Raw genomic sequence first — 24,541 nt, forward strand, 5'->3', positions numbered from 1 at the left:
TGTAGTCTTTAAAGTGATTTAGATGTTTTGTTCTGATTTTTGTATAGATTGAATCGTTTTTAGAACGTCTTGTGCATGTCCCTTAACTTTTACTTTTAACCACTGATGTACAAGGGTGCCAGTATTATCAAATAAAAATGTACTGCGAACTATTCCCATATATTCTTTTCCAAAGTTCTTTTTCATTTGGTATACACCAAATAAATTACAAAATTCGGCTTCTGGGTCTGAGATGAGATCAAAGGTAAAGTTTTGTTTAGCTATAAAGTTATCATGTCGCTTTAGGCTGTCTAATGAAGCCCCAAGTATTTGCGTGTTGAGCTGGTCAAATTCAGCTTGAAGGCTGGAAAAATCTCGTCCTTCGGTTGTACAGCCGGGAGTGCTGTCTTTGGGGTAAAAGTAAATAACGGTAAATTGATTGTTAAGATCTGAGTTTGTAATAACTCGGTTAGATGTTGCATTAACTGAGAAGGGTGGGAGTTTGTCGCCTATTTTGATGTGCATTTATCTTTTCCAGGTTAAATAATTAACGCTTTCAGTATGCCCAAGTTTTAGAGTCAATTCAACTGTAATTGATGCCTCTTTTTACACATTTTTACTCATTAGGAAACGGGGGAGAGTACTTGAATATATTTAGGGGATTAAATGGGTTATTAATTGGTTGAAGTGTGGGGGTGGAAAGGGTAATATTACACTTTTTATATTACTGTAAAATGAATGGAGAAGTTCACCGTGTTTAGAGGCAGTATGGTGGCGCTAGTCACACCAATGTTAGAAGATGAATCAGTCGATTTTAACGCCCTAGAAAAGCTGGTGGAATTTCACATAGCATCTGAAACGGATGCCATTGTCGCAATGGGTACAACCGGCGAATCGGCAACTTTAGATATGGATGAACATTGTGAAGTGGTTCGTTTTGTTGTTGAAAAAGTAAATGGACGCATACCCGTTATTGCTGGTACGGGAGCGAATTCTACAAGCGAAGCGATAACGCTTACTCAGTGTGCTAAAGATGCAGGTGCAGATGCCTGTTTATTAGTGACGCCGTATTATAATAAGCCTACGCAAGAGGGGCTTTATCTGCATTATAAAAAAATAGCTGAAACGGTTGATATTCCACAGATTCTTTATAATGTTCCAGGTCGTACAGCGTGTGATTTATTGCCTGAAACGGTTATTAGACTTTCTAAAATAAAAAATATTATTGGTATTAAAGAAGCTACTGGTGATATAAGCCGTGTGGCAACAATTTTGGCTGGTGTGAGTCCTGATTTTGACCTATATACCGGTGATGATGCTACAGCCATTGATTTTATTCTTGCTGGTGGTCACGGTAGTATTTCAGTTACAGCCAATGTTGCACCTAAACAGTTACGTGATGCTTATGCTGCTGCACTGGCAGGTGATGAAGCTAAAGCCCGTGAGTACGATGCGCCATTGCGTGCTATTCATCGCGATATTTTTATTGAATCAAATCCTATTCCTGTTAAATGGGCGGTTGCTCAAATGGGATTAATGGGGGAAGCAATTCGTTTGCCATTAACCCCGCTATCCAAATCGTGTCAGCCTATTGTGCGTAAAGCACTTTTGAATGCTGGCGTGGCACTTAAATAAGTGTGTTTTGTTTACTAATTAAAAGGTAAAAAGTTTTATGCGTCTTTATGCAAAAACATTTGTATTATCAACATCAATCGCAACATTGAGTTTGTCAGGTTGTTCTACTATTTCTAACTTGTTTGGTACTGACGGTAGTTATAGGGATAACGAGGCCAAATTAGTTAAATCACTTGAAATGCCACCTAATTTATTTAATCCAGCTAAACCAAAAACAGAAATGTCATTAGCACTTCAAAAAGCTGAGCAAGATGCTTTGGCTGAAAAAGATAAAAATGACTATATTCCTAACTTTAAAGCAAAAGGGTTGGCGATTAAAAGCAATCTTTCTGAACGTTGGTTAGAAATAGATTCAACTAATAGTGAACAAGTTTGGTCTAGTTTAAAACGTTTCTTTATTTCTAAAGGCTTTGCTATTGCCGAAGAACGTAAAGATATTGGGATTATGAAAACAGACTTTGTTGCTCAAAAAGAATTGGTACCACTTGATGAAGTAGGGCCGATTACGAGAATGCTTAATAGCTGGCGTCCAGAGTTGGCAGACGGCGTTTATGAAAAATATACCATTCGCGTGAAAACGGATCCTACAGCCGGGGTTGTTAAGGTTTATATTAATAATAGCGAATTATATTCACCTGATGCTAATGAAGCACGAGATATTGACCAGCAATGGCGTATTAAGCCTTATAACGCAATTTTAGAAGCGCAAGCGTTATATGAAGCCATGGTGTTCTTTGGTTCAAGTAGTGAAAAAGCCTTGGCTCAACTTAAAGTTACAGAACAGATGGTTGAAGTGATTGATGGTGAAGAGTTAGATGGTTTAGCTTTCCGTAGCGATATGGATTCAAGCTGGAGTTATTTACAAGCAATGATATATCGTGCAGGTTGGTCTATTGATAACGTTAATACATCACAGCATGAGTTATGGGTTAAAGCACCTAAGTCAGCAAAAGAAGAATCATTTTTATCAAGTCTTGCTTTTTGGCGAGATTCAGATGAAAAAGATATACCTGAGTTAATTCGCCTAAAACTCACACCATCAGAGTCCGATTCTGAAAAAGTCATTCTTACGGCAAGAGCGCCAGAAGATGCTTCTCCATTAAAGCCTAAACAAAGACGTTACATCTTTGAAAGTCTTGGATTGTTAGCTAAATAATCAAATATCAATATAGCCCTCAACGATTGAGGGCTTCGCTTTTGTATAAGGGTCAAAAAGTATGCAAATTATCTGGGGAAATCCAGCTCATTCAGCTTATCGTTTAAATCAATTACTTACTAAATTACAATCTATTGGAAACATTCAACAGGTTCAATCTCAGTTTGTCTATTTTGTAGATTTGGAAGGTGAATTAACATCAACTGAATTGACGCATTTGAACGTTCTACTAAACAATTCTGAAGAAGACCAAACAACGCAACTAACTGCAGATAGTTGTGTTGTGACACCTCGTTTAGGTACTATTTCACCTTGGTCTTCAAAAGCGACGGATATTACGCATACTTGCGGTATAGAGCATGTTCATAGAATTGAACGTGGTATTGTTTATCATTTTACTGGTGTCTCTAGTGCGGATAAGCCTGCTATGGAAGCGGCGGTTCATGATCGTATGATGGAGCAGGTTTTTCATGAGTTTGATTCATTAGAAAACTTGTTTTCACACCAAACACCAAAACCGTATTCAGTTGTTGATATTTTAGGTGGTGGTTGTCAAGCTCTTGAGACAGCTAACGTTGAGATGGGTTTGGCATTAAGTAGTGATGAAATAGAGTATTTAGTGAATGCTTTTATTGAATTAGGACGTAATCCTGTTGATGCTGAATTGATGATGTTTGCACAAGCAAACTCAGAGCACTGCCGTCATAAAATATTCAATGCAGATTGGACTATTGATGGCGAAGATAAGCCAAATTCGTTATTTGGCATGATTCGTAATACGTATCAAAAAAATCCTGAAGGTGTTTTATCGGCTTATAGTGATAATGCTGCGGTAGTCGAAGGCTACGCTGCGACAAGATTTTTTCCAAATCCACAAACTCACCAGTACCAAACAAATAAAGAAAAAGTGCATTTTCAAATTAAAGTTGAAACGCATAACCATCCAACCGCTATTTCTCCTTGGCCAGGTGCCGCTACAGGTTCTGGTGGTGAAATTCGTGATGAAGGCGCAACCGGTAAAGGGTCTAAGCCTAAGGTTGGTTTAACTGGTTTTACCGTTTCTAACTTAAATATTCCTGGGTTCAAACAACCTTGGGAGCGTGACTATGGTAAGCCAGCGCGAATAGTAACCCCTTTTGAAATTATGATGGAAGGGCCACTTGGAGCTGCTGGTTTTAACAATGAATTTGGTCGCCCGGCTATTAACGGTTATTTCCGTACCTATGAAAATACCTTTACTACAAATGATGGTGAAGAAGTACGTGGTTACCATAAACCTATTATGCTAGCAGGTGGTTTAGGCAGTATTCGTGAAGAGCATATTCAAAAAGGTGACATTCCCGTTGGCTCAAAGTTAGTTGTTCTTGGTGGGCCGGCTATGTTGATTGGTTTAGGTGGTGGTGCGGCTTCTTCCGTTGATACGGGCTCGGGTTCTGAAGCACTTGATTTTGCTTCTGTACAACGTGAAAATCCAGAAATGGAACGTCGTGCCCAAGAGGTTATCGACCGTTGTACTTATTTAGGTGAAGACACGCCAATTGCATCCATTCATGATGTAGGGGCAGGCGGTATTTCTAATGCTTTTCCAGAATTAGTTAATGATGCTGGTAGGGGTGGAAAAATCGATTTACGTTCTGTCCTGAATGATGAGCCTGGTATGTCTCCAATGGAAATTTGGAGTAATGAATCTCAAGAGCGTTATGTAATAGCAATTCATGCGGATAAATTAGAGCAGTTTGAAGCGATTTGTAAACGTGAGCGTTGTTTGTATGCCATTGTGGGTGAAGCCACTAAAGAACAAGAATTAATTGTTAATGACACCGTTTTTGAAAATAATCCTGTTGATATGCCTTTAAACGTTCTTTTGGGTAAACCACCTAAAATGCATCGTACTGGTGATACGCGTGTTATTCCTCAAGCAGCTTTTGAAACAGCCGTTTTAGATTTATATGATGTAACAGAGCGTCTATTAAAGTTGCCAACCATTGCCAGTAAGAACTTTTTAATTACCATTGGTGATAGAAGCATTACAGGTATGGTTACGCGTGACCAAATGGTAGGGCCTTGGCAAGTTCCTGTTGCCAATGCGGCTGTGACTTGTGCTGACTATGTTGGTTACACAGGTGAAGCAATGGCTTCTGGTGAACGTCCACCTGTTGCATTAATTAATCCAAAAGCTTCAGCACGTTTATCTATTGCTGAAGCGATTACCAATATTGCTTGTGCCAAAATTCAGAAAATGAGTGATATTAAAATATCGGCTAACTGGATGGCTGCGGCAGGGCATCCAGGTGAAGATTCTGCTTTATACGATGCTGTTGAAGCTGTTGGCTTAGAATTGTGTCCAGAATTGGGAATTGCGGTACCCGTTGGTAAGGATTCCATGTCTATGAAAACCGTCTGGGAAGATGGTGATGAATCAAAAGCCGTTATTTCTCCAGTTTCCTTAAATATAACGACATTTGCCCCTGTTGAAGATGTACGTAAAACCGTAACACCACAATTAAGAACCGATTTGGGTGATACTGAGTTACTGGTTATTGATTTAGGTAAAGGGCAAAACCGTGTTGGTGCGAGTTGTTTAGCGCAGGTTTATAATCAAATTGGTGATGTTTCTGCAGACCTAGATAATTCTAAAGATTTGTTAAATCTATTTGATGCCACGCAAGCAATGTTGGCAAATGATTTAATGCTTGCTTATCACGATCGTGCCGATGGTGGTTTATTAGTAACATTACTTGAAATGTCTTTTGCTGGTCATTGTGGCTTAAAAATAGATATCTCTAAATTAGGTTCTGAACCAATTGCTGCTTTATGTGCTGAAGAGGTTGGTGTTGTTATTCAAGTTGCGGTTGCTAATAAATCAGCAGTAAATGCTGTTCTTGAAAAATTTAATTTAACGTCAATGTCTCATTGGATTGGTTCAATAGCAAGTAATGATCAAGTCGTCATTAAAGCGCATGATAATACTTTATTTGATATGCCACGCAAAAAACTCCAGGCCTGGTGGGCTGAAACCTCTTATCGTATGCAAGCGTTACGTGATAACGAAAATTGTGCCCAACAAGAATTTGATGCAATCGAAAATGATGTAAATACCCAAATTAATCCAGTGGTTACTTTTGATGCAAATGAGGATATTACGGCCGAATTTAAAAACCAACCTCGTCCTAAGGTTGCTATTTTACGAGAACAAGGTGTAAATGGTCAGCAAGAGATGGCTGCTGCATTTGACAAAGCAGGTTTTGATGCTATTGATGTACATATGACAGATGTCTTGTCCGGTTCTGTAAAATTTGCAGAATTCAAAGGCCTGGTCGCCTGTGGTGGTTTTTCTTACGGTGATGTATTAGGTGCTGGACGTGGTTGGGCAAACTCAATTTTATTTAATGACACAGCACGTTCAGAGTTTGAAGGATTTTTTAACCGTCAAGACACTTTTACTCTAGGTGTTTGTAACGGTTGTCAAATGTTATCTAATCTAAAAGAAATTATTCCGGGTGCTCAAAATTGGCCAGCATTTGTTCGCAATGAATCAGAGCAGTTTGAAGCACGTTTTGCCCAGGTACAGATTCAAGAATCACCCTCTATTCTATTAAAAGGAATGGAAGGTACACGAATCCCTGTTGCGGTTGCACACGGTGAAGGGCTCATGGATTTTGGTAAGGGTTCTTCGGCAGATGTTGCAGGGTTAGTTGGTGTGCGTTATGTTGATGCACAAGGGCAAGCTACAGAAGCCTATCCTTTTAATCCAAATGGAACTGAAGCAGGGATGACAGGCTTAACCACGCCAGATGGGCGTGTTACTATTATGATGCCTCATCCTGAACGTGTATTTAGAACTGTGCAAAATTCTTGGCATCCAGATGATTGGCAAGAAGACGCTCCTTGGATGCGTTTATTTAGAAATGCTCGTAAATGGGTGGGGTAATAAAAATTCTGTCTAACTAGATGAAAATAAATAAGAAAAAACTTATTAGTAATCTCTAATAAGTTTTTTCTTCTAGTTGATAACTTTCATTTATTTGACATTAATGGAACTACCCCTTAAATTGTTCTGACTAATTTAAAAGCCCCTGTTTTTACGGTGTATAAAACAGGGGCGTTATTTTCATAAAAACGGAGAGACCTATGTCTTTAAATCGTCGCGAATTTCTTCATGTAATGTCTATGGCAGCGGCTGCTGGAATGTTACCTGGTTCTGCAAATGCAATGTCTGGTGGTGCTGATAAAGCAGCTGCCGCTAAAGCTTCAGAAGAGATATATAACCAACCTATGAAAGGTAAGGTTCGTCTTTTACATATCACGGATACACATGCGCAGTTAAAGCCAATCTATTTCCGTGAGCCTAATGTAAACTTAGGTACAGGTCCTGCTTTTGGTAAGCTTCCGCACGTAGTGGGTCATAACTTTCTAAAAGAAGTTGGCTACAAAGAAAATACGCCTTTAGCCAATGCATTTACTTACCTAAATTTCAAAGATGCTTCTGAGCAATACGGAAAAATTGGTGGTTTTGCACATATTAAAACGCTTTTAGATAAGTTACGTGAACAAGCTGGTGGTAAAGATAATACATTGACTATGGACGGTGGTGATTTATGGCACGGTTCAGGTACAGCGTTATTCACACGTGGTATGGACATGGTTGAAGCGTCAAATATCTTAGGTATTGATATTATGACTGGTCACTGGGAATTTACTTATAAAGAAGAAGAGGTTCTTAAAAACCTTAATACCTTTAAAGGTGAGTTCTTAGCACAAAACGTACGTATTAAAGAAGATTCACTGTTTGGTGATGACTACCGTGATATGGTTGATGCACACAATGGCGCAGGTCTTTATGATGAAGACGAAGCGCGTGCATTTAAGCCTTATACAATCAAAATTATCAATGGTGAGCGTATTGCTGTAGTTGGACAAGCATTCCCACGTACTGCAAACGCTAACCCACAATCTAACTTCCCTGATTGGTCATTTGGCCTTCGTGAAGGTGCTCTTCAAGAAACAGTAAATAAGATTCGTGAAAAAGAAAAAGTAGCAGCAATTGTTATGATTTCTCACAATGGTATGGACGTTGATATTAAGATGGCATCACGTGTAAGTGGTATTGATGCTATTTTTGGTGGTCATACACATGATGGTGTTCCTAAAACGACACCTGTTAAAACTCCAGAAGGTGGTGTATGTCACGTAACAAACGCGGGTTCTAACGGTAAGTTTGTTGGTGTTATGGATTTAGATATCCAAAATGGTAAATTACGTGGTGTTGATTATAAATTACTACCAGTATTCTCAAATGTTCTTGCTGCTGATCCAGAAGTTCAAACATTCCTTGAGCACCTATACACTAAAAAATATGATGACAACGTAATTGAATCACGTAACCCAGATCGTGCTGTAAACAAAGATCGTCTAGGTAAAACTTACGGTGAAATCTTAAATGAAGAACTTGCTGTAGCAGAAGATACTCTATACCGTCGTGGTAACTTCATGGGTACATGGGATCAGATCATCGTAAACTCTTTACGTGAAGAGCATGACACTCAAATTGCAATGTCTGCTGGTGTTCGTTGGGGTACTTCAGTGCTTGCTGGTGAAATGATTACTATGGAACGTGTTATGGATGAAACGTCTATGACTTACGGTGAAACATATAAGTCAGAAGTGACTGGTGCTCAAATGAAAGATATCTTAGAAGGTATCTGTGAAAACCTATTCCAAAAAGACCCATACCTACAATCTGGTGGTGATATGGTTCGTCTTGGTGGTATGGATTACGCTTGTGAGCCAAATGGTAAATTCGGAAGCCGTATTACTGAAATGCGTTTAGATGATGGTACTCCATTAGAAGCAAACAAAACCTATACTGTTGCTGGTTGGGCTCAGGTTGATTCTGTTGGTTCAGGTCGTTTGATGTGGGATGTTGCAGCGGATTACCTTCGTAACAACAAAGGTTCAACTAAGCTTAAAAAAGTTAACCATCCTAAGCTTAAAGGTGTTAAAAACAACCCTGGTATCGAAGCATACGAAGGTGAAATGGTTTAATTCTAATTCAATTAGTTTAAATTTAACACTTAATAAAAAACCGGCTTATGCCGGTTTTTTTGTGCCTGATTGAAAGGTGGTTTCAGGTAGTTTGTTAGATAATTTAAATTTAATTGATAATTTGTTTAGATTAACAAATAAGGATTAATTAAGAGTAATTTAAAGTACCAATATTATTTGCTTTCAATGAGTTTTAACTTATAAAGCCTTTTTTTAGCAAGAAATAATGCAAAGAATATTATCGCCAAATGAAAGAAGCTGGAGATAATTAAGGCGTTAATTATCTTATTTATTTCAATTTTCATCATATAACTCATCGAGCCAGAAAAAAAGAACTGGAACAATATATCTATGAAAAATAGAGTAAGAATGGATACTATCAGTTCGTTTGTGGTGAAGTAACGTCCATTTTTTTCACCAAACTTAACCGTTAAGGTAAAGACTATAGCAAATAAAGCAATACCATCAATACTGCCTGGTAGCTTAAAGTCGAGAGGAGAAAGTATATAAGCTATAAGGGTTATATAAACGAATAAAAAATAAAATAAGAAACGAGTTAAAAATCCTAGTAACCCCATATTTAAGTACTCAATCCAAGTAATTACGCGTTATTGATTATACGTAATTATATTAATGGTGGTTGGTTTTTTTGATTGGTATTGGTAAAACAAAAATGAGCTTATGCTTTTGAAAAGTTTAATTTACCAGGCCTGGTAAATTTAATTTGTAAGTCGACAGAGTGTTTTATTAATTCTATGTTGCGCTACACCATTGCCTTTTAAATCTTCATATTGAACAATTACCTCTTTGTTTAAACCTTCACTTTGAATGGTATAGAACAGGTCATTTTTGCAGTAGTTATTTATAATATCTAGAGTAAAGCTATCTTGAAAATTCACGCCATTTACTCGACTGGCTGATTGAGCAATCTTATGAATTAAATTGCTATAGCAAATCAATGGATCGTAATTCACTTTTATAATAATTTGATTGTTTTTTTGAAAGGTTGAAATGTGGCTTATGCCGGGTTTACTTTTGAGATGCAGTTGTGATTTTAATGTTTTATTAAGGCTATTGATTAAAGCATAATCATCGTTAGAGTCATTTGCCTGTAAGTTAAATGGCGCAAATAGAAAGATAGATAAACATAATACGCTTAAATTTGATTTCATTGACATAAAAACCGAATGAATAAGGCTAAATTATAATGCTTAAGAAGGTGACTAAAAGATTTTATTAGGTTTCTTAATGTAATATTCATAATCAAAAAAGCCCCGAATATTAATAATATCGGGGCTTTGTTGTTTGTAAGTGTTTTGTTTGACTCTTTAGGAAGAGTCTATTTGTATAAAAGTTCTTGGATTCTATTGAATTTTTAAATAAGCATAGCCTTCACTTTGTAAAATCGCAATTTTAGCAACACCCGATGGTGCAAAATCAATTCCTTTATACACTTTATCTTTTGGTAAGCCGACTTCATCACGGGTTTTATCGCATAAATCAACTTTAACGCCACGCACTTTAATTAACGATTCTAGGCGACCTTTAAGTTCTGCACGTCGATCTAAAAGTGCTTTATCAGCCTCGTAAGGCGTGCCTTTTAAATTATCATCCGTTGCAAAACGCAAGCCATAACCAACAAATACTAGGTGTACATCAGCTTCCATTAGTTCAGATTCATAAAAATTCATAATATTATTAATTGATGTTAGTGTTGCTGAATAACGGGTTGGGTCTTTAAAGTCAACGTGGTAAACCACTTTGGCTCCCTCATCAGCGGCTTGGCTATTAAATGATAATAGTGTCAACGATGCGATAAATAAGGCGCCTAATGTGTTTTTAATAATGTTCTTCATTCTTATTATCCTTTTGTTGGGATTGTTGTTTTTTAAAATAATTATACCCTTACATAATTCTGGTAATGTCACGTGTACCTTCAGCCGCTTGTATCGCTTCGTTTACACGTTTGAATAAAACTTGGCTGTCTTCATTATGGTTACGTAGTTCGGTTACACCAGCGTGACTGGTAAGACATGTTTTTTGCCCATCTTCTAATTTGATAGTTTGGGCTTGAATGGTTTCTTGTGCTAGTTTGGCTATTCTAAAGCTATCTACCGCTTTGATTTCAGGTAAAACCACCATAAATTGATCGCAGCTTAGACGACCAATATAGCCAAGCTCTTTTACCACGCTTTGAATGGCATTAGCCGCTTTTAAAATGGCTTTATCGCCCATTTCATGCCCATAACCATCGGTAATGCGTTTAAAGCAATCCAAATTGATTTTAAATAGAGATAAAGGTTGGTTATTTAATCTTGCCTTGTTTAATTCTTCATCAACTAAACCTAAAAAGAAATCACGATTGTACAGGCCTGTTAAAGCATCTGTAGAAGATAAATGTTCAATTTGTTCTTCCATGTACTTTCGGCTAGTAATGTTAATGGCAAGCCAAATAACGGCAGGTTGGTCATAAGTTCCATTTGAAACAGGGTAAACACGAGCTTCATACCATTGGCCGCCTAAAGGGCCTTCTTCAACACCTTCAACTTCATTGTTGGCTAGTTGGTATTCAATTTCCTGAAGTTGACCAGAGGCAACGGCTCGTTGAACGACTTTTAAAAAACGGTTAGCCATTTGTTCAGGCAATACATCCTGGTATTTTTTACCAATAAGACTAGAGCCATCTGCGTAAAGATTACGAGCTTGGCCTCCAACGATATCTAAATAAGTACCGTCTTCTCCCATCATTTTTACAGAGGTTTCTAAAATCTTTATAATTTTCAATTAGTTAGTGTTGTTTTAATCTGCTTAATTTGAGATTGCCCACTCTATACCTAGCTTGAATATCTATGCATAGCAAAGTTGTTAACTTTTGTATTAAAGTGATTAAAGCTTAACCCATTAATAACCCATTTTATTTATTAGTGAATTGTAAATTAAGCTTGGAATTGCAATTACAAAATGTACTAATTTAGTAAATTTGAGTCTTAAAACCCGTTGGTTTACACTTGCTCTAGAGGCGTTTAATGTTTTATTAAAACTTTTCTTAGTGTATTCTGGTGTCAATACTAATACTTTTATTAAAACTACTTAATTAATTGGTGGATTATTTAAATGAGAAAAATGTACATAATATTTCTAGTTCCGTTTATCTTTCTTGCTGGTTGTATGGACGATGAGTCTGAAATCAAAAGTTATGTGAAAAAGTCGTTGTTTGACCCCCAATCAGTAATATGGGGAGATATAGAGATTATTGAAACTAAAGTTGGAAAACTGGCTTGTGTTGAATTTAACGCTAAAAATAAGATGGGTGGTTACTCAGGCAGAAGTGCTATACCTTTCACTAATCTTAATAATAAAGGATGGTCTGCGGTAACTGATAGGGGAATTCCTATGCATTCGTGTTTAGATCTTATAAATAGTCAAAAATAAACCCTCCCACCACCCAATCCAACAGCGGTATGCCATCGAATCAGGTGGTGGGAGGGGGTCACACTTTAGGTTAAATCTAATTCTCCCATTTTGTTCCCGTCGCCTCCGCTGCTGCATCAACTGCGGCTAAGAGAGTGTCTTGGGATAAGTGGGCGTATCGCTGGCTAGTTTGAATTTGACTATGACCAAGAATCTTAGCCACCTCATAAATTGAACGACCTGAGTTAACTAAATTACTTGCCATTGAATGCCTTAAATCATGCATTCTAACGTCAGGTAATCCAGCTCGCTTTCTAGCTGTATCCCAACTTTGAAAGATATCATTGAAAGGCTTTAGTGTTTTAGGGTTTGGAACGACATAAGGACATCCTTCAAATCTTGGAACATGCTCTAAGACATCTATAGCAGCTTTTGATAAAGGGACATGACGAGACTTTCCTGTTTTAGACATAGGAACTCGCCAAGTTCTTTTATCAATATTCACATCCTCCCATCGAGCATTAAATAATTCACCTCTTCGAAATCCTAGTAATAGTAATAAAGGCACTATGTATTTAAGTTGTGTATTTACACTTTTATGAATTGTCGCGTAAAGGCGTTTTGTTTCATCAGGTGTTAAGAAACGTTCTCGTCCATTATTAATTTCAAACAATTTCATGCCCTCTAATGGACTGGTTTCACCTCCTGGAACTTTCCATTTTTTAGCAAGGTTAAAAATGTAGCGTAACAAAGCAACGATATGATTAGCCGTTGATAGGGCATATCCTTGATCTCTTATTTCATAAAGAAACTCAATAACTTTCTCCTGTTGAATTTGATCTATAGGAAAGTGGCCAAACTTAGGTAATATGTGCAGACGCAAAAAACTTTCATCCGTTGCCCAGGAGCGCTTATACCCTTTAGCAAAAGGCATGTAACGTTCTTGAGAGAATTGAGCAAGGGTAGGTATGTTACGTTTCTTTTGTCTTTGTTCACTTGGGCTTTCACCCAAAACAACTTTGGCTTTTAGCGTTTGAGCATGATTCCTAGCTTTATCAAAGCTAATCGCATTGGCATCACCTATTTTGTATTGCTTCTGCTTGCCATGAATATCACGATAACGTAGGTAATAGGTTTTACCTCCTGTTTTACGAACCTCTAAAATAAAGCCAATAATGGCCGTATCATAGTAGTCAATCTTGTTTTTATCGGTTGGACATTGTACGGATCTTACAAACTGTCCATCTAAGGTCATTTTAGGCATGACTTCCTCCTTGGTTTGGTAAAGTTGATTAAATTGAATTAAAAGAAATTGCCACCCCTCCCTCCACCAAATTAGTGGGGGTACGTGGTAGCAGTTGAGTTAGACTTGAATTTAAGAGACATGGTTTTGATAACGTCTAATGTGGTGAAGATTAAAGTCAGATTGCGATGCTTTTCTAGGTACAAAAAAGGCCCCAGAATAGGAGCCTTTGTGAAGTTAAAAGTTATTGTTAATATCCATCCTCATCCACATCATTTATATGACTAACATTGCGTTTGTCATGATTTGGATCAGGATGTCTAATCCTTATTGGTATACGCCATTTCATTAATCCTTGAATCTTCCTTGGTTCTCCTAAGAGTTCTCTCAAGACACTTCCACATTCGCGTGCTTGAGCATTAGTAGGTCGTTCTAATTTAACAACCTCTTTTAATACTTGTGATGCTGTCATAGCCTGATTTTTAGGTTCATTCACTCTATCTAAATCCAATTGTTCAATTAGAGTATCTCGAATGAGATTTGTTACTTGGTGAGATTTATTTGTTTCACCTAGCATTGCCTCCTCATCAGGCGTTAACCACCATTTCTCACCTTGGTTGCGTATAACTGCAACTTGTGCAAATACCTGTTGCATATCTATTTCATGATTAAAATTAATATACTTAACTGGAATGGTCCACCATCTTGAGTTGCCAGTGTTGTCTACTAGAAAATCATGCTGGTTTACCGAGGCAAAGAATACCGTCCTTCTCGGGAACTTAGAGATAGTTGCAGCATAGGGCAATCTTAGCTTGTCGTAATCACTAGTTAAGAAACCCTTTAAGCGTGACATATCCTTTTTAAAACTACTGTCTACTTCACCAATTTCAACAATCCAATGGCTTATCGCTGTTGTTACACTATCCTTATTTGATGGATCAAGATGATGATCAACTTTGATATACTCCAAACTCAGTTTGATTGGCATTAAGTTGCGTACCCAAGTTGTTTTACCGATACCTTGTTTACCTTGAAAAGTGAGTACTCCTCTCGCTTTAAAACCAGGTTCTTCATGTGCGGCTGCTACAGCTGAAACTAACCATTTTCTCATCAAAATCTTTTTCAATTCTTCTGGAAATTCCTCCTGCTCTATGACGGTATCGTAAAAATCTGTTAAGCGATCTTGACCATCCCATTGCCGACTATTTATCCATTCTTTAACTGGATTAAATCGACAACTATCGGCTATGGTTAAGAGGTATCCTTTTATAGGTGTTGTACTCATGTTGTGATTTCGACATAAGCTAACAATGCAATTAAACTTTACCTCTTCATGGTTATCTAATGATGCTTCAAGTTTAGGTATTTGTATGTCTATTGCCTTTTTAGTTAAGTCATATCCTACCTTTATGTCATGAGAATCTATCAAGTATCTAAAGTTCTCCAAAGTCATTGGAATAGTATTTGAATCTTCGATTGAAGCATTGGGAAAGGACTTTATTTCCGGCATCAATTCTCCTGTTTTAACCTCCGATTTGTTTGAGTTATCTATAACATTGATTTCTGTATTTGATTTATTCTCCTTATTATTGTTATCGGTAACGTTCATTGGTTTTGGCATTGGTTCAACTTTTTTTGACTCTGACATATCCCATAACCGTTATTCGAAATGGTTTTCTAATTCGAAATCTTTATTTTTGAATCGAATGGTTTGGGAGTGTATTAATGTAGAGAATGGTGAATTTTTAGTCATGTATTTGCGAAAACCAATTACGTAACCTATTGTTATTTCAGAGTCTGTTTGTTCGTTTGTGTAAATCGATGTCGTATTAACGATTTGTTCCACATGGTTATTATCTGAATAAAGGATGCAACACGGTACATGTACATTCAAATGTGTTAAAAAAGCATTAGGGCAGGGTGATACATCTTCTATTCCTGACTCTCCAATTTTTATAAGCCATGAAGTGCATTCTCTGTACTTAATGTTATTTTTGTTAAAGGTTCTATTGTGATCAAAATTTGAAACTAGCATTAAGCGAGTATCATCCAGTTTCATTCTAAAACGTGGATTAAACAAATGGTTTGTTCTCATTTTTTATATTCCTTTTGAAAGTTGAAAATGTGCCTGGCCAGGGCTTTGAAATCGATCCCAATTGCGATTTTAGAGAGAGAAACAGATTTGTCAAATCGTTAAAAATCGTGTAACTTATTGAAATTTAAAAATAAAGAATGGTTTCTTATGCTGAAAGAGCTTTAATCAATGGGAAATAATTTTTCTGTTCTGAAGGCGCTTAAATCATCAGTAAAGTATTTTTCCTATGATTAGAGATCCTTAACTCAATAAGTTTGGTCAATTCAGATTAAAAATCCCATATAGAAAATATTTATGGTGTTGATTAAATATATCTATGAATAGGTATTAATAATTATTTTTTTGTGGTTTCAACAATATGCGATAAATTTAAGCTGTTAGGTTTTAGTTTCGATAGATTGCCACCACCTCCCACCCTAAGTTCAAGTCCTCTCCAAAATCCTTTACTCTACATGTGCAAGCCATGCCGGATGGCCCCAGTCATGGCACACTCAAAATCGTCGCGACACGGGTGGCAGATGGTGGCACTCGGATGCGTTTCAAACTGTGTTTCGACATGATTTGATTTCTGGAGGTTGCAAAATGTGTGAGGTAGTAGAAGATGGGGTAGGCGGTAGCTGATAAATTAAAGAAACGTGTGGTTTTACCGATTGGATTTAGGGTCAAAATATCTCAACTTAACTTTGTAGCCCCCAAGCCAACCTATGATAATCAAAATAGGAAAGACTAAGCTACCTGAGAACAATGTAATTCCAAAACAAGCTATAGCTATCCATCTTGTGCTTTCAAAGAAGATAGCGATTATCGCTACTATTACTACAATTAGACCGATACTCATTTGTTCACTCCTTTACGTTTTGGTTTGCTGGCAAGTTTGTTTAAATCATCAAGCAGAGAGCTTTGGTCATTTAATAAAAATGCTCGTTTACTGTTAGGACTTACTTTAATAAATCCCTCTTGTTTTAAAGCAGATAATAAAAAGGCACCTGTGTTGACTGACTTGCCATTAAATAGCTGATTGATTGTCATTGAGGTGATGTAATTATTGCTTTCAGTCTCCTTTATCAAATCATCCAATGCTAACCAGTTATCACTAAAGTAACCATTACCAGTGTTTTCAACTAGCCTAATATGGAATGTTTTTAGTTCTGTATCTTGTGACAGTTGATAAGTGAGTGTAGAACGTCCAGAGATGGATTCGCATATGGCTGTTTTTAGAATGTTATGTGTTGACATGATGTTCCCCTATAATAAAAAAATTATGAGTTTTCTGAAGTCGTTAAATTAAATCGGAAGAGTGTTTTCAGAGGTTCTGAAAGTGGTTGCTCTATAAATAAAAGTACACCATTGTTGTCGTTATAGAGATAAGCCACTTCTAGCCAGTTGGGATGAATTTCTAAGTACTCCCATGAAGGATAGAACCTAGGTTCGTCGAATCTTTCTCCGGTCCAATGATTGGTTAGGATGTCGAAATCTAAGGTTTGGTTGAGTGATTCGAGTGAATCGCTCTGTTTGAAGATGATGAGCTTAATATCATCGGTGTATTGGATTTGTTGTTTTCGTATAGATAATAGTTCTGCCAGTTCACTATCATCAGGCACGAAGTTATTCCAGTTCTGTAAAGAAATCATCTTTACACCTCCTTATATTTAGGCAATAAAAAACCCCCAATGGATTTACGTCCAAAGGGGGCTATTAAAAGAGTGATTAACACTTTGTGATCAGTAACTTGAAAGTACTGAGATTAGGCGTTTAGGCCTATTTCATATAAGGTGGATGGTTTTGCTAATGCTTTTTGACGGAATCTATATATTTTTGAATATCAATTAAGATCGGTTTGATAAACCCTTTGGTATTGTTTATATATTTGGGTTGTTCGACGTTTCCATTCATGTCATATGCTTTACGTAAGAGTATGGCAGAATCACTAATTTCATCAATCTTATAATCATCAAAGTGAAAAATTTGTTTTGAATACGTTCCAGGGGTTATTCGTTCACGTCCATCGCCTTGTGGATTTTTAGTATCTGTAATACGAAAAGCATAGTTTCCATCTGGATGTACAAGTAGTTCGTAGTATAAAATTGAGGTTATTTCGCTTGAAGGAATGTACCTGTTTGACTCAATTGATGTATAAATTCCAATTTTCTTATTCATAGTTAGTAGCCTTACAGGGGGAAGCTGTTTACAAAATAGTTCTGATAAAACGTCACTGTCAGATTCTGTTTCTACAAAGATTTTATCGTTGATACGTCTCCATCCTTGCCTGTATTAAGTTCAGAGAAAAACTCATAAGAACTTTCTTCTCCGGCTTAATCAGGGTCAAATCTTGTTAATAGAGAATGCTCTAATAATGTAGGTCAATATCATGGAAAAAGACCTAGCACCTAAGCCATCTTTCAACTCATAACAATATCATTTTACTGGTTGGGGTTTGTGCAATTGCTCCGGTTGCGTATAAGCCTGACCCATAATGATTTTTAAAAATGAAGGGTACAAATATGCAGTACCAAAACCATGATCTACCACGGCACCAACTGCACCTCCAAATACAGCATTACCCAAAACTCCTGATTGCACATTTGAACTAATTTGGCCATATCCATTAGGGTAACCATTCAGAATGCATTTAATGAAAAGGTCTTCATAGGACCTTTTGATCATTACTGATCCCGGGGTATTTAGAGCCCAATTACCCTTGTCATTTTCGAGTTCACACTCTGCCCCTGTAATTTTATTGTTATTCTCAGTATAGGTATCTACTGTAATGTATTGATTGCTGCTTTGTGTAAAAGTAGAGCACCCGCTTAGAATGGTGCTCATCAAGATTATTGTGGCAGATAATTTCATTAGATAAATACCTAGGATATTATGTGTTGCAGTTGATTTATTTTAACTGTGAAAGTACTTTAGACAATTCTTCTCTCAGGTTAGAGTATTGATCGCAGGTTTGTGCGAAAACAGAGAAGACGCTTGACCCCGTTTCTCGGTCCATTAGAACAAGCTCTACTTCAATCTCACTGTTTTCATTCCAGCAAAGCATTTGGATTTTTTTTGTATTCAAGTGGACAAAATAACGTTGTGTATCTTTATTGACTTCATCAACTTTCCAACCTTTTTTTCTGAAAACTTCTTTAATTGGACCAAGAACTCTCATAGTTCCAGGTTGGATATACACTTCTTTAATGGTGTTAGGAGGGATAGCATTTGGAGAAGGTGGTTGCGATATTGTATTAGAGCAACCCGTTAAAGAGAGAATGAAAAATAGAAAAAATATTTTTAGAGTAGGCATTGGATTCCTTATTTATAGTTGTAAAAGCATGAGCATAGTTGATTTTAAAAGGTATATTGGTGAGTGTTTTATTGGTAATAACTAATAAAACTAAAAATAGATAATATTCCTATAGGAACTAAAGTCCTTATTACTTTATAAGTAAAAATAATTATACATAACATCATTATGTACACAACACTAAATTACTTATTATTGTACCTTTAAATACGAGTAACCTTCACTTTGTAGAATAGCGATTTTAGCAACTCCGGAAGGAGTGAAATCAATTCCTTTATAGATTTTATCTTTAGGCAAAGCTATTTCATCACGAGTTTTATCGCATAAATCAACTTTAACACCACGTACTTTAATTAAAGACTCTAGACGACCTTTAAGTTCAGCACGTCGGTCTAAAAGTGCTTTATCGGCCTCGTAAGGAGTGCCTTTTAAATTGTCATCCGTCGCAAATCTTAAGCCGTAACCAACAAATACTAGGTGCACGTCAGCTTCCATTAGTTCAGATTCATAAAAATTCATAATGTTATTGATTGACGTTAATGTTGCTGAATAACGGGTGGGGTCTTTAAAATCAACGTGGTAAACCACTTTGGCTCCATCATCAGCGGCTTGGCTATTAAGTGATAATAGTGTCAACGATGCGATAAATAAGGCGCCTAATGTGTTTTTAATAATGTTCTTCATTCTTATTATCCTTTTGTTGGGATTGTTGTTTCTTTTAAAATAATTATACCCTTACATAATTCTAGTAATGTCACGAGTACCTTCAGCCGCCTGTATGGCTTCATTTACACGTTTGAATAAAACCTGGCTGTCTTCATTATGGTTACGTAATTCCGTTACGCCAGCGTGACTGGTAAGACATGTTTTTTGGCCATCTTCTAATTTGATGGTTTGAGCCTGAATGGTTTCTTGTGCTAGCTTGGCTATTCTAAAGCTATCTACGGCTTTTATTTCAGGTAGAACCACCATAAATTGATCGCAGCTTAGACGACCAACATAACCAAGTTCTTTCACCACGTTTTGAATGGCATGAGCCGCTTTTAAAATGGCTTTATCACCCATTTCATGACCATAACCATCAGTAATGCGTTTAAAGCAGTCCAAATTGATTTTAAATAAAGATAAGGGTTGATTATTTAATCTTGCTTTGTTTAATTCTTCATCTACTAAGCCAAGAAAGAAGTCACGATTGTACAGGCCTGTTAAAGCATCAGTAGAGGATAAATGTTCAATTTGTTCTTCCATATATTTTCGGCTGGTAATATTAATGGCAAGCCAGATAACGGCGGGCTGGTCATAAGTTCCGTTTGTAACTGGGTAAACACGAGCCTCATACCATTGACCACCTAAAGGGCCTTCTTCAACACCTTCAACTTCATTATTAGCTAATTGGTATTCTATTTCCTGAAGTTGACCAGAAGAAACTGCTCGTTGAACGACTTTTAAAAAACGATTAGCCATTTGTTCAGGCAATACATCCTGGTATTTTTTACCAATAAGACTCGAACCGTCTGCGTAAAGATTACGAGCTTGACCGCCAACGATATCTAAATAAGTGCCGTCTTGTCCCATCACAAAAATAGGGTCAGGCATGGCATTGGCTATCGCTTCTAAGTGCGATGCTGTCGTTTGAGTTTCTGGCATGGTTTTTCCTTTTAATGCAGTTTAGCTTTTTGTGATTGGCTTGTATTTAATTCGATGTGGTTGTGTGGCATCAGCACCTTTACGACGTTTTAGGTCTTCTTCATAATCAGAGAAGTTTCCTTCAAACCATTCTACGTGTGAATCACCTTCAAAGGCGAGCATGTGTGTTGCAATTCTGTCTAAGAACCAGCGGTCATGCGATATAACTACCGCACAACCTGCAAATTCAAGCAAGGCTTCTTCCAGTGCACGTAATGTTTCTACATCTAAATCGTTAGTTGGTTCATCTAATAGCAATAGGTTGCCGCCACTGCGTAGTGTCTTAGCTAAGTGTACACGGTTACGCTCACCGCCGGATAACTGGCCAATTTTCTTTTGTTGATCTCCGCCTCTAAAGTTAAAACGACCGCAGTAAGCTCGTGAGTTAACTTCTGTATTTCCAACCATAAAGACCTCATCACCCTCTGAGATTTCTTCCCAAACGGTTTTGTCATCTGATAAGGCATCACGGCTTTGGTCAACGTAAGATAGCTGTACAGTTTCACCAAAGTCAATGCTACCAGAGTCAGGTTGTTCTTGACCTGTTAGCATTTTAAAGAGGGTTGATTTACCAGCGCCGTTGGCGCCAATAATGCCTACAATTCCACCTTGCGGTAAGCGAAAGTTAAGGTCATCAATTAATAACCGATCACCAAAGCCTTTAGATATATGATTCACTTCAATGACTTTTTCACCTAAGCGTTCTGCAACGGGGATAAAGATTTCACTGGTTTCATTACGTTTTTGGGTTTCTTGACTGCTTAACTCTTCAAAACGTGACATACGCGCTTTTGATTTAGCATGGCGACCTTTGGCATTAGAACGAACCCACTCAAGTTCGTTTTTAATGGTTTTCATACGAGCCGCTTCTGATTTAGACTCTTGCTCAAGGCGTTTTTCTTTTTGTTCTAGCCAAGAAGAATAGTTGCCTTCATAAGGAATTCCTTCACCACGATCAAGTTCCAAAATCCATTGAGCGGCATTATCCAAGAAGTATCTATCATGAGTAATCGCCACAACTGTTCCTGGGAAATCGAGTAAAAAGCGCTCTAACCAAGCAATAGATTCAGCATCTAAATGGTTAGTAGGCTCATCTAAAAGAAGCATGTCAGGTTTTTCTAGCAAGAGTTTACAAAGGGCAACGCGGCGTTTTTCTCCACCGGATAATTTTGAGACGTCTGCATCCCAGTCAGGTAGGCGTAAAGCATCGGCCGCAATCTCAAGTACGCGTTCAATATTGTGACCGTCTTTAGCTTGTATAATGTCTTCGATTTCAGCTTGTTTTTTTGCTAAGGCATCAAAGTCAGCATCGGGTTCAGCGTAAGCAGCATAAACAGCATCTAACTCGGCTAAAGCATCTTTTACTTCAGATACAGCTTCTTCTATATTGCCACGAACTGTTTTGTTTTCATCTAATTGGGGTTCTTGTGCTAAATAGCCAATTTTAATACCTGGTTGTGGTCGAGCTTCTCCAATAATATCGGTATCAATACCTGCCATTATTTTTAACAATGTTGATTTACCAGACCCGTTTAAACCTAAAACGCCAATTTTGGCGCCTGGAAAAAAAGATAGAGATATGTCTTTTAAAATATGACGATTTGGCGGGACAACTTTGCCAACGCGGTTCATGGTATAAACAAACTGAGCCATGTATTTTCCTAACTGTTTTCAAGAGAACTTTGTACGAATGAGGGGGTGAAAAAAATACCATAAAACTTGTCTGATTTACGCGAAAAACTTTGCTGATAGCAGGCTATTAGCAAATGGTTCAACAAAAAACAGGTGAATTTTAGGCTATTTTTATCGTGCCTTGAATCGTGTAAAGGCCACTTTATGTTTAATTAATTTATTTTTGTTAATAGTAAGTATAAATTTTATTTAAGAAACTTTACCTAAAAATGGTCATGATATAAAGCAATAAATCAAAGTCTATTTTAATAAAACACAATATATAGTGTTTTTAATAAGAATAGATTTGGTTATTTCGCGCAAAACAGGTAAAATTGCCATCTTTAAAAATATCACATTTTTTTGAAACGGAGAGCCGTAAACATGTTCACAAAATCAATGACTATCGCAGGTTACGATGATTTAATCGCTGATGCGATTAAAAACGAAGAAAATCGTCAAGAATCTCACATTGAGTTAATTGCATCTGAAAACTACACTAGCCCACGTGTAATGGAGGCTCAAGGCTCTTATTTCACTAATAAATACGCCGAAGGTTACCCTGGTAAACGTTACTATGGCGGTTGCGAATTTGCTGATATTGTAGAACAAGCGGCAATTGATCGTGCTAAAGAATTATTTGGTGCTGACTATGCAAACGTGCAACCTCATTCAGGTTCTCAAGCTAACGCAGCGGTTTATTTAGCTTTGCTTGAAGCTGGCGATACTGTTTTAGGTATGAGTCTTGCACACGGTGGGCATTTAACTCACGGTTCTCACGTTAGTTTTTCAGGTAAACTTTACAATGCTGTTCAGTACGGTATTGATCCGGTTTCAGGTCAAATTGACTATGATGAAGTTCAAGCTTTAGCTAATGAACATAAACCTAAGATGATTATTGCAGGTTTTTCTGCTTACTCTCAAGTCATTGATTGGGCTAAGTTCCGTGAAATCGCAGATTCTGTAGGTGCATATTTATTTGTTGATATGGCTCACGTTGCAGGCTTAATTGCCGCTGGTCTTTATCCTAACCCTGTACCTCATGCTCACGTTGTTACTACGACAACGCACAAAACGTTACGCGGTCCTCGTGGTGGTTTAATTTTATCTAAAGGACATCCTGAGTTAGAGAAAAAATTAAATTCAGCCATTTTCCCAGGTGGACAAGGTGGTCCTTTGGTTCACGTAATGGCTGCCAAAGCGGTTGCGTTTAAAGAATGTTTAGAGCCTTCATGGAAAACATACTGTGAAAACGTAATTAGCAATGCACAAGCAATGGCCAAAGTATTTATGTCTCGTGGTTGTGATGTTGTTTCTGGTGGTACAGAAAATCATTTATTCTTAGTGAGCCTAATTGAAAAAGGTTTAACAGGTAAATTGGTTGATAAAGCACTGGATGAAGCGCATATTACGGTCAATAAAAACTCAGTACCAAATGACCCCATGTCGCCGTTTGTAACCAGTGGTATTCGTGTCGGTACAGCGGCAGCAACTACTCGTGACTTTAATAAAGAAGATTGTATTAATCTTGCGACATGGATGTGTGATGTGATTGATGCGTGTGATCAAGCCAATGAAACTTGGGACGAAGCGGTTGTTGCAGATGTTCGTAATAAAGTTTCAGCATTATGCGCAGCAAAACCTGTTTATAAGTAATAAAGTTGTTTAAATTCATTGGTTTTTCAGTGAATTAAAATGATTTAAAAGTAAGCTCGTTTTAAAAACCACCAGGCCTGGTGGTTTTTTGGTTTTTGAAATTTAGAAAAAATCCAACGGGTTTGGGCGTTTTTTAAAATGTATTTGCCTTTTTTAAGCCTAGAAACAAGCAAAGGAGTTTTCTATGCATTGTCCATTCTGTAATGCGTCAGACACAAAGGTTATTGACTCACGTTTAGCAACAGAAGGTGTGCAGGTACGTCGTCGTAGAGAATGTATTCAGTGTTCTGAACGATTTACGACTTATGAATCTGCAGAGCTATCCTTGCCTAGAGTTATTAAAAGTGACGGTAACCGTGAAAAATTCGATGAGTCTAAGATTCGTCGCGGTTTAATTAAAGCCTTAGAAAAACGTCCTGTATCTAGTGATGCAATTGATCAAGTAGCAAGTCAAATGACTAAACGGTTAATGTCTGAAGGCGTACGAGAAATTCCATCTTCACAATTAGGTGAGTGGGTCATGGATGCTTTGCGCGATCTAGATCAGGTGGCTTATGTACGTTTTGCTTCAGTTTATCGCTCTTTTCAAGATGTAAATGCCTTTAGGGAAGAGATTGAACGTCTGGTTCAAGTGACTACCGCTAAATAATTTCTAAAACCGATTATTAAGGA

23 protein-coding genes are annotated in these 24,541 nt (G+C 37.3%); 7 read left to right on the top strand and 16 right to left on the bottom strand.

Going from position 1 to position 24,541, the window contains the following annotated elements:
• Window positions 1-18: 18 nt before the first annotated feature.
• Complete coding sequence (locus tag ACYQ0E_RS05550; RefSeq protein ID WP_460187251.1) at window positions 19-504, bottom strand: peroxiredoxin; 486 nt, start codon at window positions 502-504, stop codon at window positions 19-21.
• A 228-nt stretch (window positions 505-732) separates the two neighbouring features.
• Here ACYQ0E_RS05550 and dapA point away from each other — a divergent pair, with 228 nt between their 5' ends.
• The 4 genes from dapA to ACYQ0E_RS05570 all read left to right on the top strand — a co-directional run bounded on the left by dapA (window position 733) and on the right by ACYQ0E_RS05570 (window position 8,815).
• Window positions 733-1,614: a 4-hydroxy-tetrahydrodipicolinate synthase gene (gene dapA / locus ACYQ0E_RS05555; RefSeq protein WP_460187252.1), complete on the top strand. Its 882-nt coding sequence runs from the start codon at window positions 733-735 to the stop codon at window positions 1,612-1,614.
• A 37-nt stretch (window positions 1,615-1,651) separates the two neighbouring features.
• On the top strand, window positions 1,652-2,770 hold the full coding sequence (locus ACYQ0E_RS05560) for an NlpB/DapX family lipoprotein (RefSeq protein WP_460187253.1): 1,119 nt from the start codon (window positions 1,652-1,654) through the stop codon (window positions 2,768-2,770).
• 61 nt (window positions 2,771-2,831) lie between these two features.
• Window positions 2,832-6,701 (top strand): phosphoribosylformylglycinamidine synthase, encoded by a 3,870-nt coding sequence (gene purL / locus ACYQ0E_RS05565; RefSeq protein WP_460187254.1) that lies wholly within the window; start codon window positions 2,832-2,834, stop codon window positions 6,699-6,701.
• Between the two features lie 200 nt (window positions 6,702-6,901).
• Window positions 6,902-8,815, top strand: a complete 1,914-nt coding sequence (locus tag ACYQ0E_RS05570; protein WP_460187255.1) for a 5'-nucleotidase C-terminal domain-containing protein — start codon at window positions 6,902-6,904, stop codon at window positions 8,813-8,815.
• Between the two features lie 173 nt (window positions 8,816-8,988).
• On the opposite strand, the gene ACYQ0E_RS05575 is transcribed toward ACYQ0E_RS05570, so the two are convergent.
• The 4 genes from ACYQ0E_RS05575 to ACYQ0E_RS05590 form a co-directional block, all read right to left on the bottom strand.
• On the bottom strand, window positions 8,989-9,393 hold the full coding sequence (locus ACYQ0E_RS05575; protein ID WP_460187256.1) for a hypothetical protein: 405 nt from the start codon (window positions 9,391-9,393) through the stop codon (window positions 8,989-8,991).
• A 141-nt stretch (window positions 9,394-9,534) separates the two neighbouring features.
• The gene (locus ACYQ0E_RS05580; protein WP_460187257.1) at window positions 9,535-9,987 is read right to left on the bottom strand and encodes a hypothetical protein; all 453 of its coding nucleotides are present in this window, start codon (window positions 9,985-9,987) and stop codon (window positions 9,535-9,537) included.
• A 192-nt stretch (window positions 9,988-10,179) separates the two neighbouring features.
• Complete coding sequence (locus ACYQ0E_RS05585; RefSeq protein WP_460187258.1) at window positions 10,180-10,671, bottom strand: DsrE family protein; 492 nt, start codon at window positions 10,669-10,671, stop codon at window positions 10,180-10,182.
• A 49-nt stretch (window positions 10,672-10,720) separates the two neighbouring features.
• Window positions 10,721-11,599 carry a GGDEF domain-containing protein gene (locus ACYQ0E_RS05590; protein WP_460187259.1) on the bottom strand — a complete coding sequence of 293 codons (879 nt, stop codon included), beginning with the start codon at window positions 11,597-11,599 and terminating at the stop codon, window positions 10,721-10,723.
• 330 nt (window positions 11,600-11,929) lie between these two features.
• Here ACYQ0E_RS05590 and ACYQ0E_RS05595 point away from each other — a divergent pair, with 330 nt between their 5' ends.
• Window positions 11,930-12,247: a hypothetical protein gene (locus ACYQ0E_RS05595; RefSeq protein WP_460187260.1), complete on the top strand. Its 318-nt coding sequence runs from the start codon at window positions 11,930-11,932 to the stop codon at window positions 12,245-12,247.
• A 76-nt stretch (window positions 12,248-12,323) separates the two neighbouring features.
• Here ACYQ0E_RS05595 and ACYQ0E_RS05600 read toward each other — a convergent pair whose 3' ends face one another.
• From ACYQ0E_RS05600 to ettA, 11 genes are all read right to left on the bottom strand, one after another.
• Entirely contained in the window at window positions 12,324-13,490 is a 1,167-nt protein-coding gene (locus ACYQ0E_RS05600) for a site-specific integrase (protein ID WP_460187261.1), read from the bottom strand.
• 229 nt (window positions 13,491-13,719) lie between these two features.
• A complete protein-coding gene (locus ACYQ0E_RS05605) occupies window positions 13,720-15,117 on the bottom strand; it encodes a VapE domain-containing protein (protein ID WP_460187262.1) in 1,398 nt (465 codons plus the stop codon).
• Between the two features lie 12 nt (window positions 15,118-15,129).
• On the bottom strand, window positions 15,130-15,564 hold the full coding sequence (locus tag ACYQ0E_RS05610; RefSeq protein WP_460187263.1) for a hypothetical protein: 435 nt from the start codon (window positions 15,562-15,564) through the stop codon (window positions 15,130-15,132).
• Window positions 15,565-16,398: 834 nt separating this feature from the next.
• Complete coding sequence (locus tag ACYQ0E_RS05615) at window positions 16,399-16,800, bottom strand: hypothetical protein (RefSeq protein ID WP_460187264.1); 402 nt, start codon at window positions 16,798-16,800, stop codon at window positions 16,399-16,401.
• A gap of 23 nt (window positions 16,801-16,823) precedes the next feature.
• Entirely contained in the window at window positions 16,824-17,195 is a 372-nt protein-coding gene (locus ACYQ0E_RS05620) for a hypothetical protein (RefSeq protein WP_460187265.1), read from the bottom strand.
• A gap of 154 nt (window positions 17,196-17,349) precedes the next feature.
• On the bottom strand, window positions 17,350-17,721 hold the full coding sequence (locus ACYQ0E_RS05625; protein WP_460187266.1) for a hypothetical protein: 372 nt from the start codon (window positions 17,719-17,721) through the stop codon (window positions 17,350-17,352).
• 258 nt (window positions 17,722-17,979) lie between these two features.
• A complete protein-coding gene (locus ACYQ0E_RS05630; protein ID WP_460187267.1) occupies window positions 17,980-18,414 on the bottom strand; it encodes a hypothetical protein in 435 nt (144 codons plus the stop codon).
• Window positions 18,415-18,451: 37 nt separating this feature from the next.
• Window positions 18,452-18,856, bottom strand: coding sequence for a hypothetical protein (locus ACYQ0E_RS05635; RefSeq protein WP_460187268.1), 405 nt, complete (start codon window positions 18,854-18,856; stop codon window positions 18,452-18,454).
• A gap of 192 nt (window positions 18,857-19,048) precedes the next feature.
• Window positions 19,049-19,540 carry a DsrE family protein gene (locus ACYQ0E_RS05640; protein ID WP_460187269.1) on the bottom strand — a complete coding sequence of 164 codons (492 nt, stop codon included), beginning with the start codon at window positions 19,538-19,540 and terminating at the stop codon, window positions 19,049-19,051.
• A gap of 51 nt (window positions 19,541-19,591) precedes the next feature.
• Entirely contained in the window at window positions 19,592-20,503 is a 912-nt protein-coding gene (locus ACYQ0E_RS05645; RefSeq protein ID WP_460187270.1) for a sensor domain-containing diguanylate cyclase, read from the bottom strand.
• 21 nt (window positions 20,504-20,524) lie between these two features.
• Complete coding sequence (gene ettA, locus ACYQ0E_RS05650) at window positions 20,525-22,195, bottom strand: energy-dependent translational throttle protein EttA (RefSeq protein ID WP_460187271.1); 1,671 nt, start codon at window positions 22,193-22,195, stop codon at window positions 20,525-20,527.
• A 402-nt stretch (window positions 22,196-22,597) separates the two neighbouring features.
• Between ettA and glyA the strand changes: the two genes are divergently transcribed.
• Together glyA and nrdR are read left to right on the top strand one after the other, a co-directional pair.
• A complete protein-coding gene (glyA, locus tag ACYQ0E_RS05655; RefSeq protein ID WP_460187272.1) occupies window positions 22,598-23,869 on the top strand; it encodes a serine hydroxymethyltransferase in 1,272 nt (423 codons plus the stop codon).
• A 184-nt stretch (window positions 23,870-24,053) separates the two neighbouring features.
• Window positions 24,054-24,518 carry a transcriptional regulator NrdR gene (gene nrdR / locus ACYQ0E_RS05660; RefSeq protein ID WP_460187273.1) on the top strand — a complete coding sequence of 155 codons (465 nt, stop codon included), beginning with the start codon at window positions 24,054-24,056 and terminating at the stop codon, window positions 24,516-24,518.
• Window positions 24,519-24,541: the final 23 nt, after the last annotated feature.

Source organism: Thiomicrorhabdus hydrogeniphila, assembly GCF_054656895.1.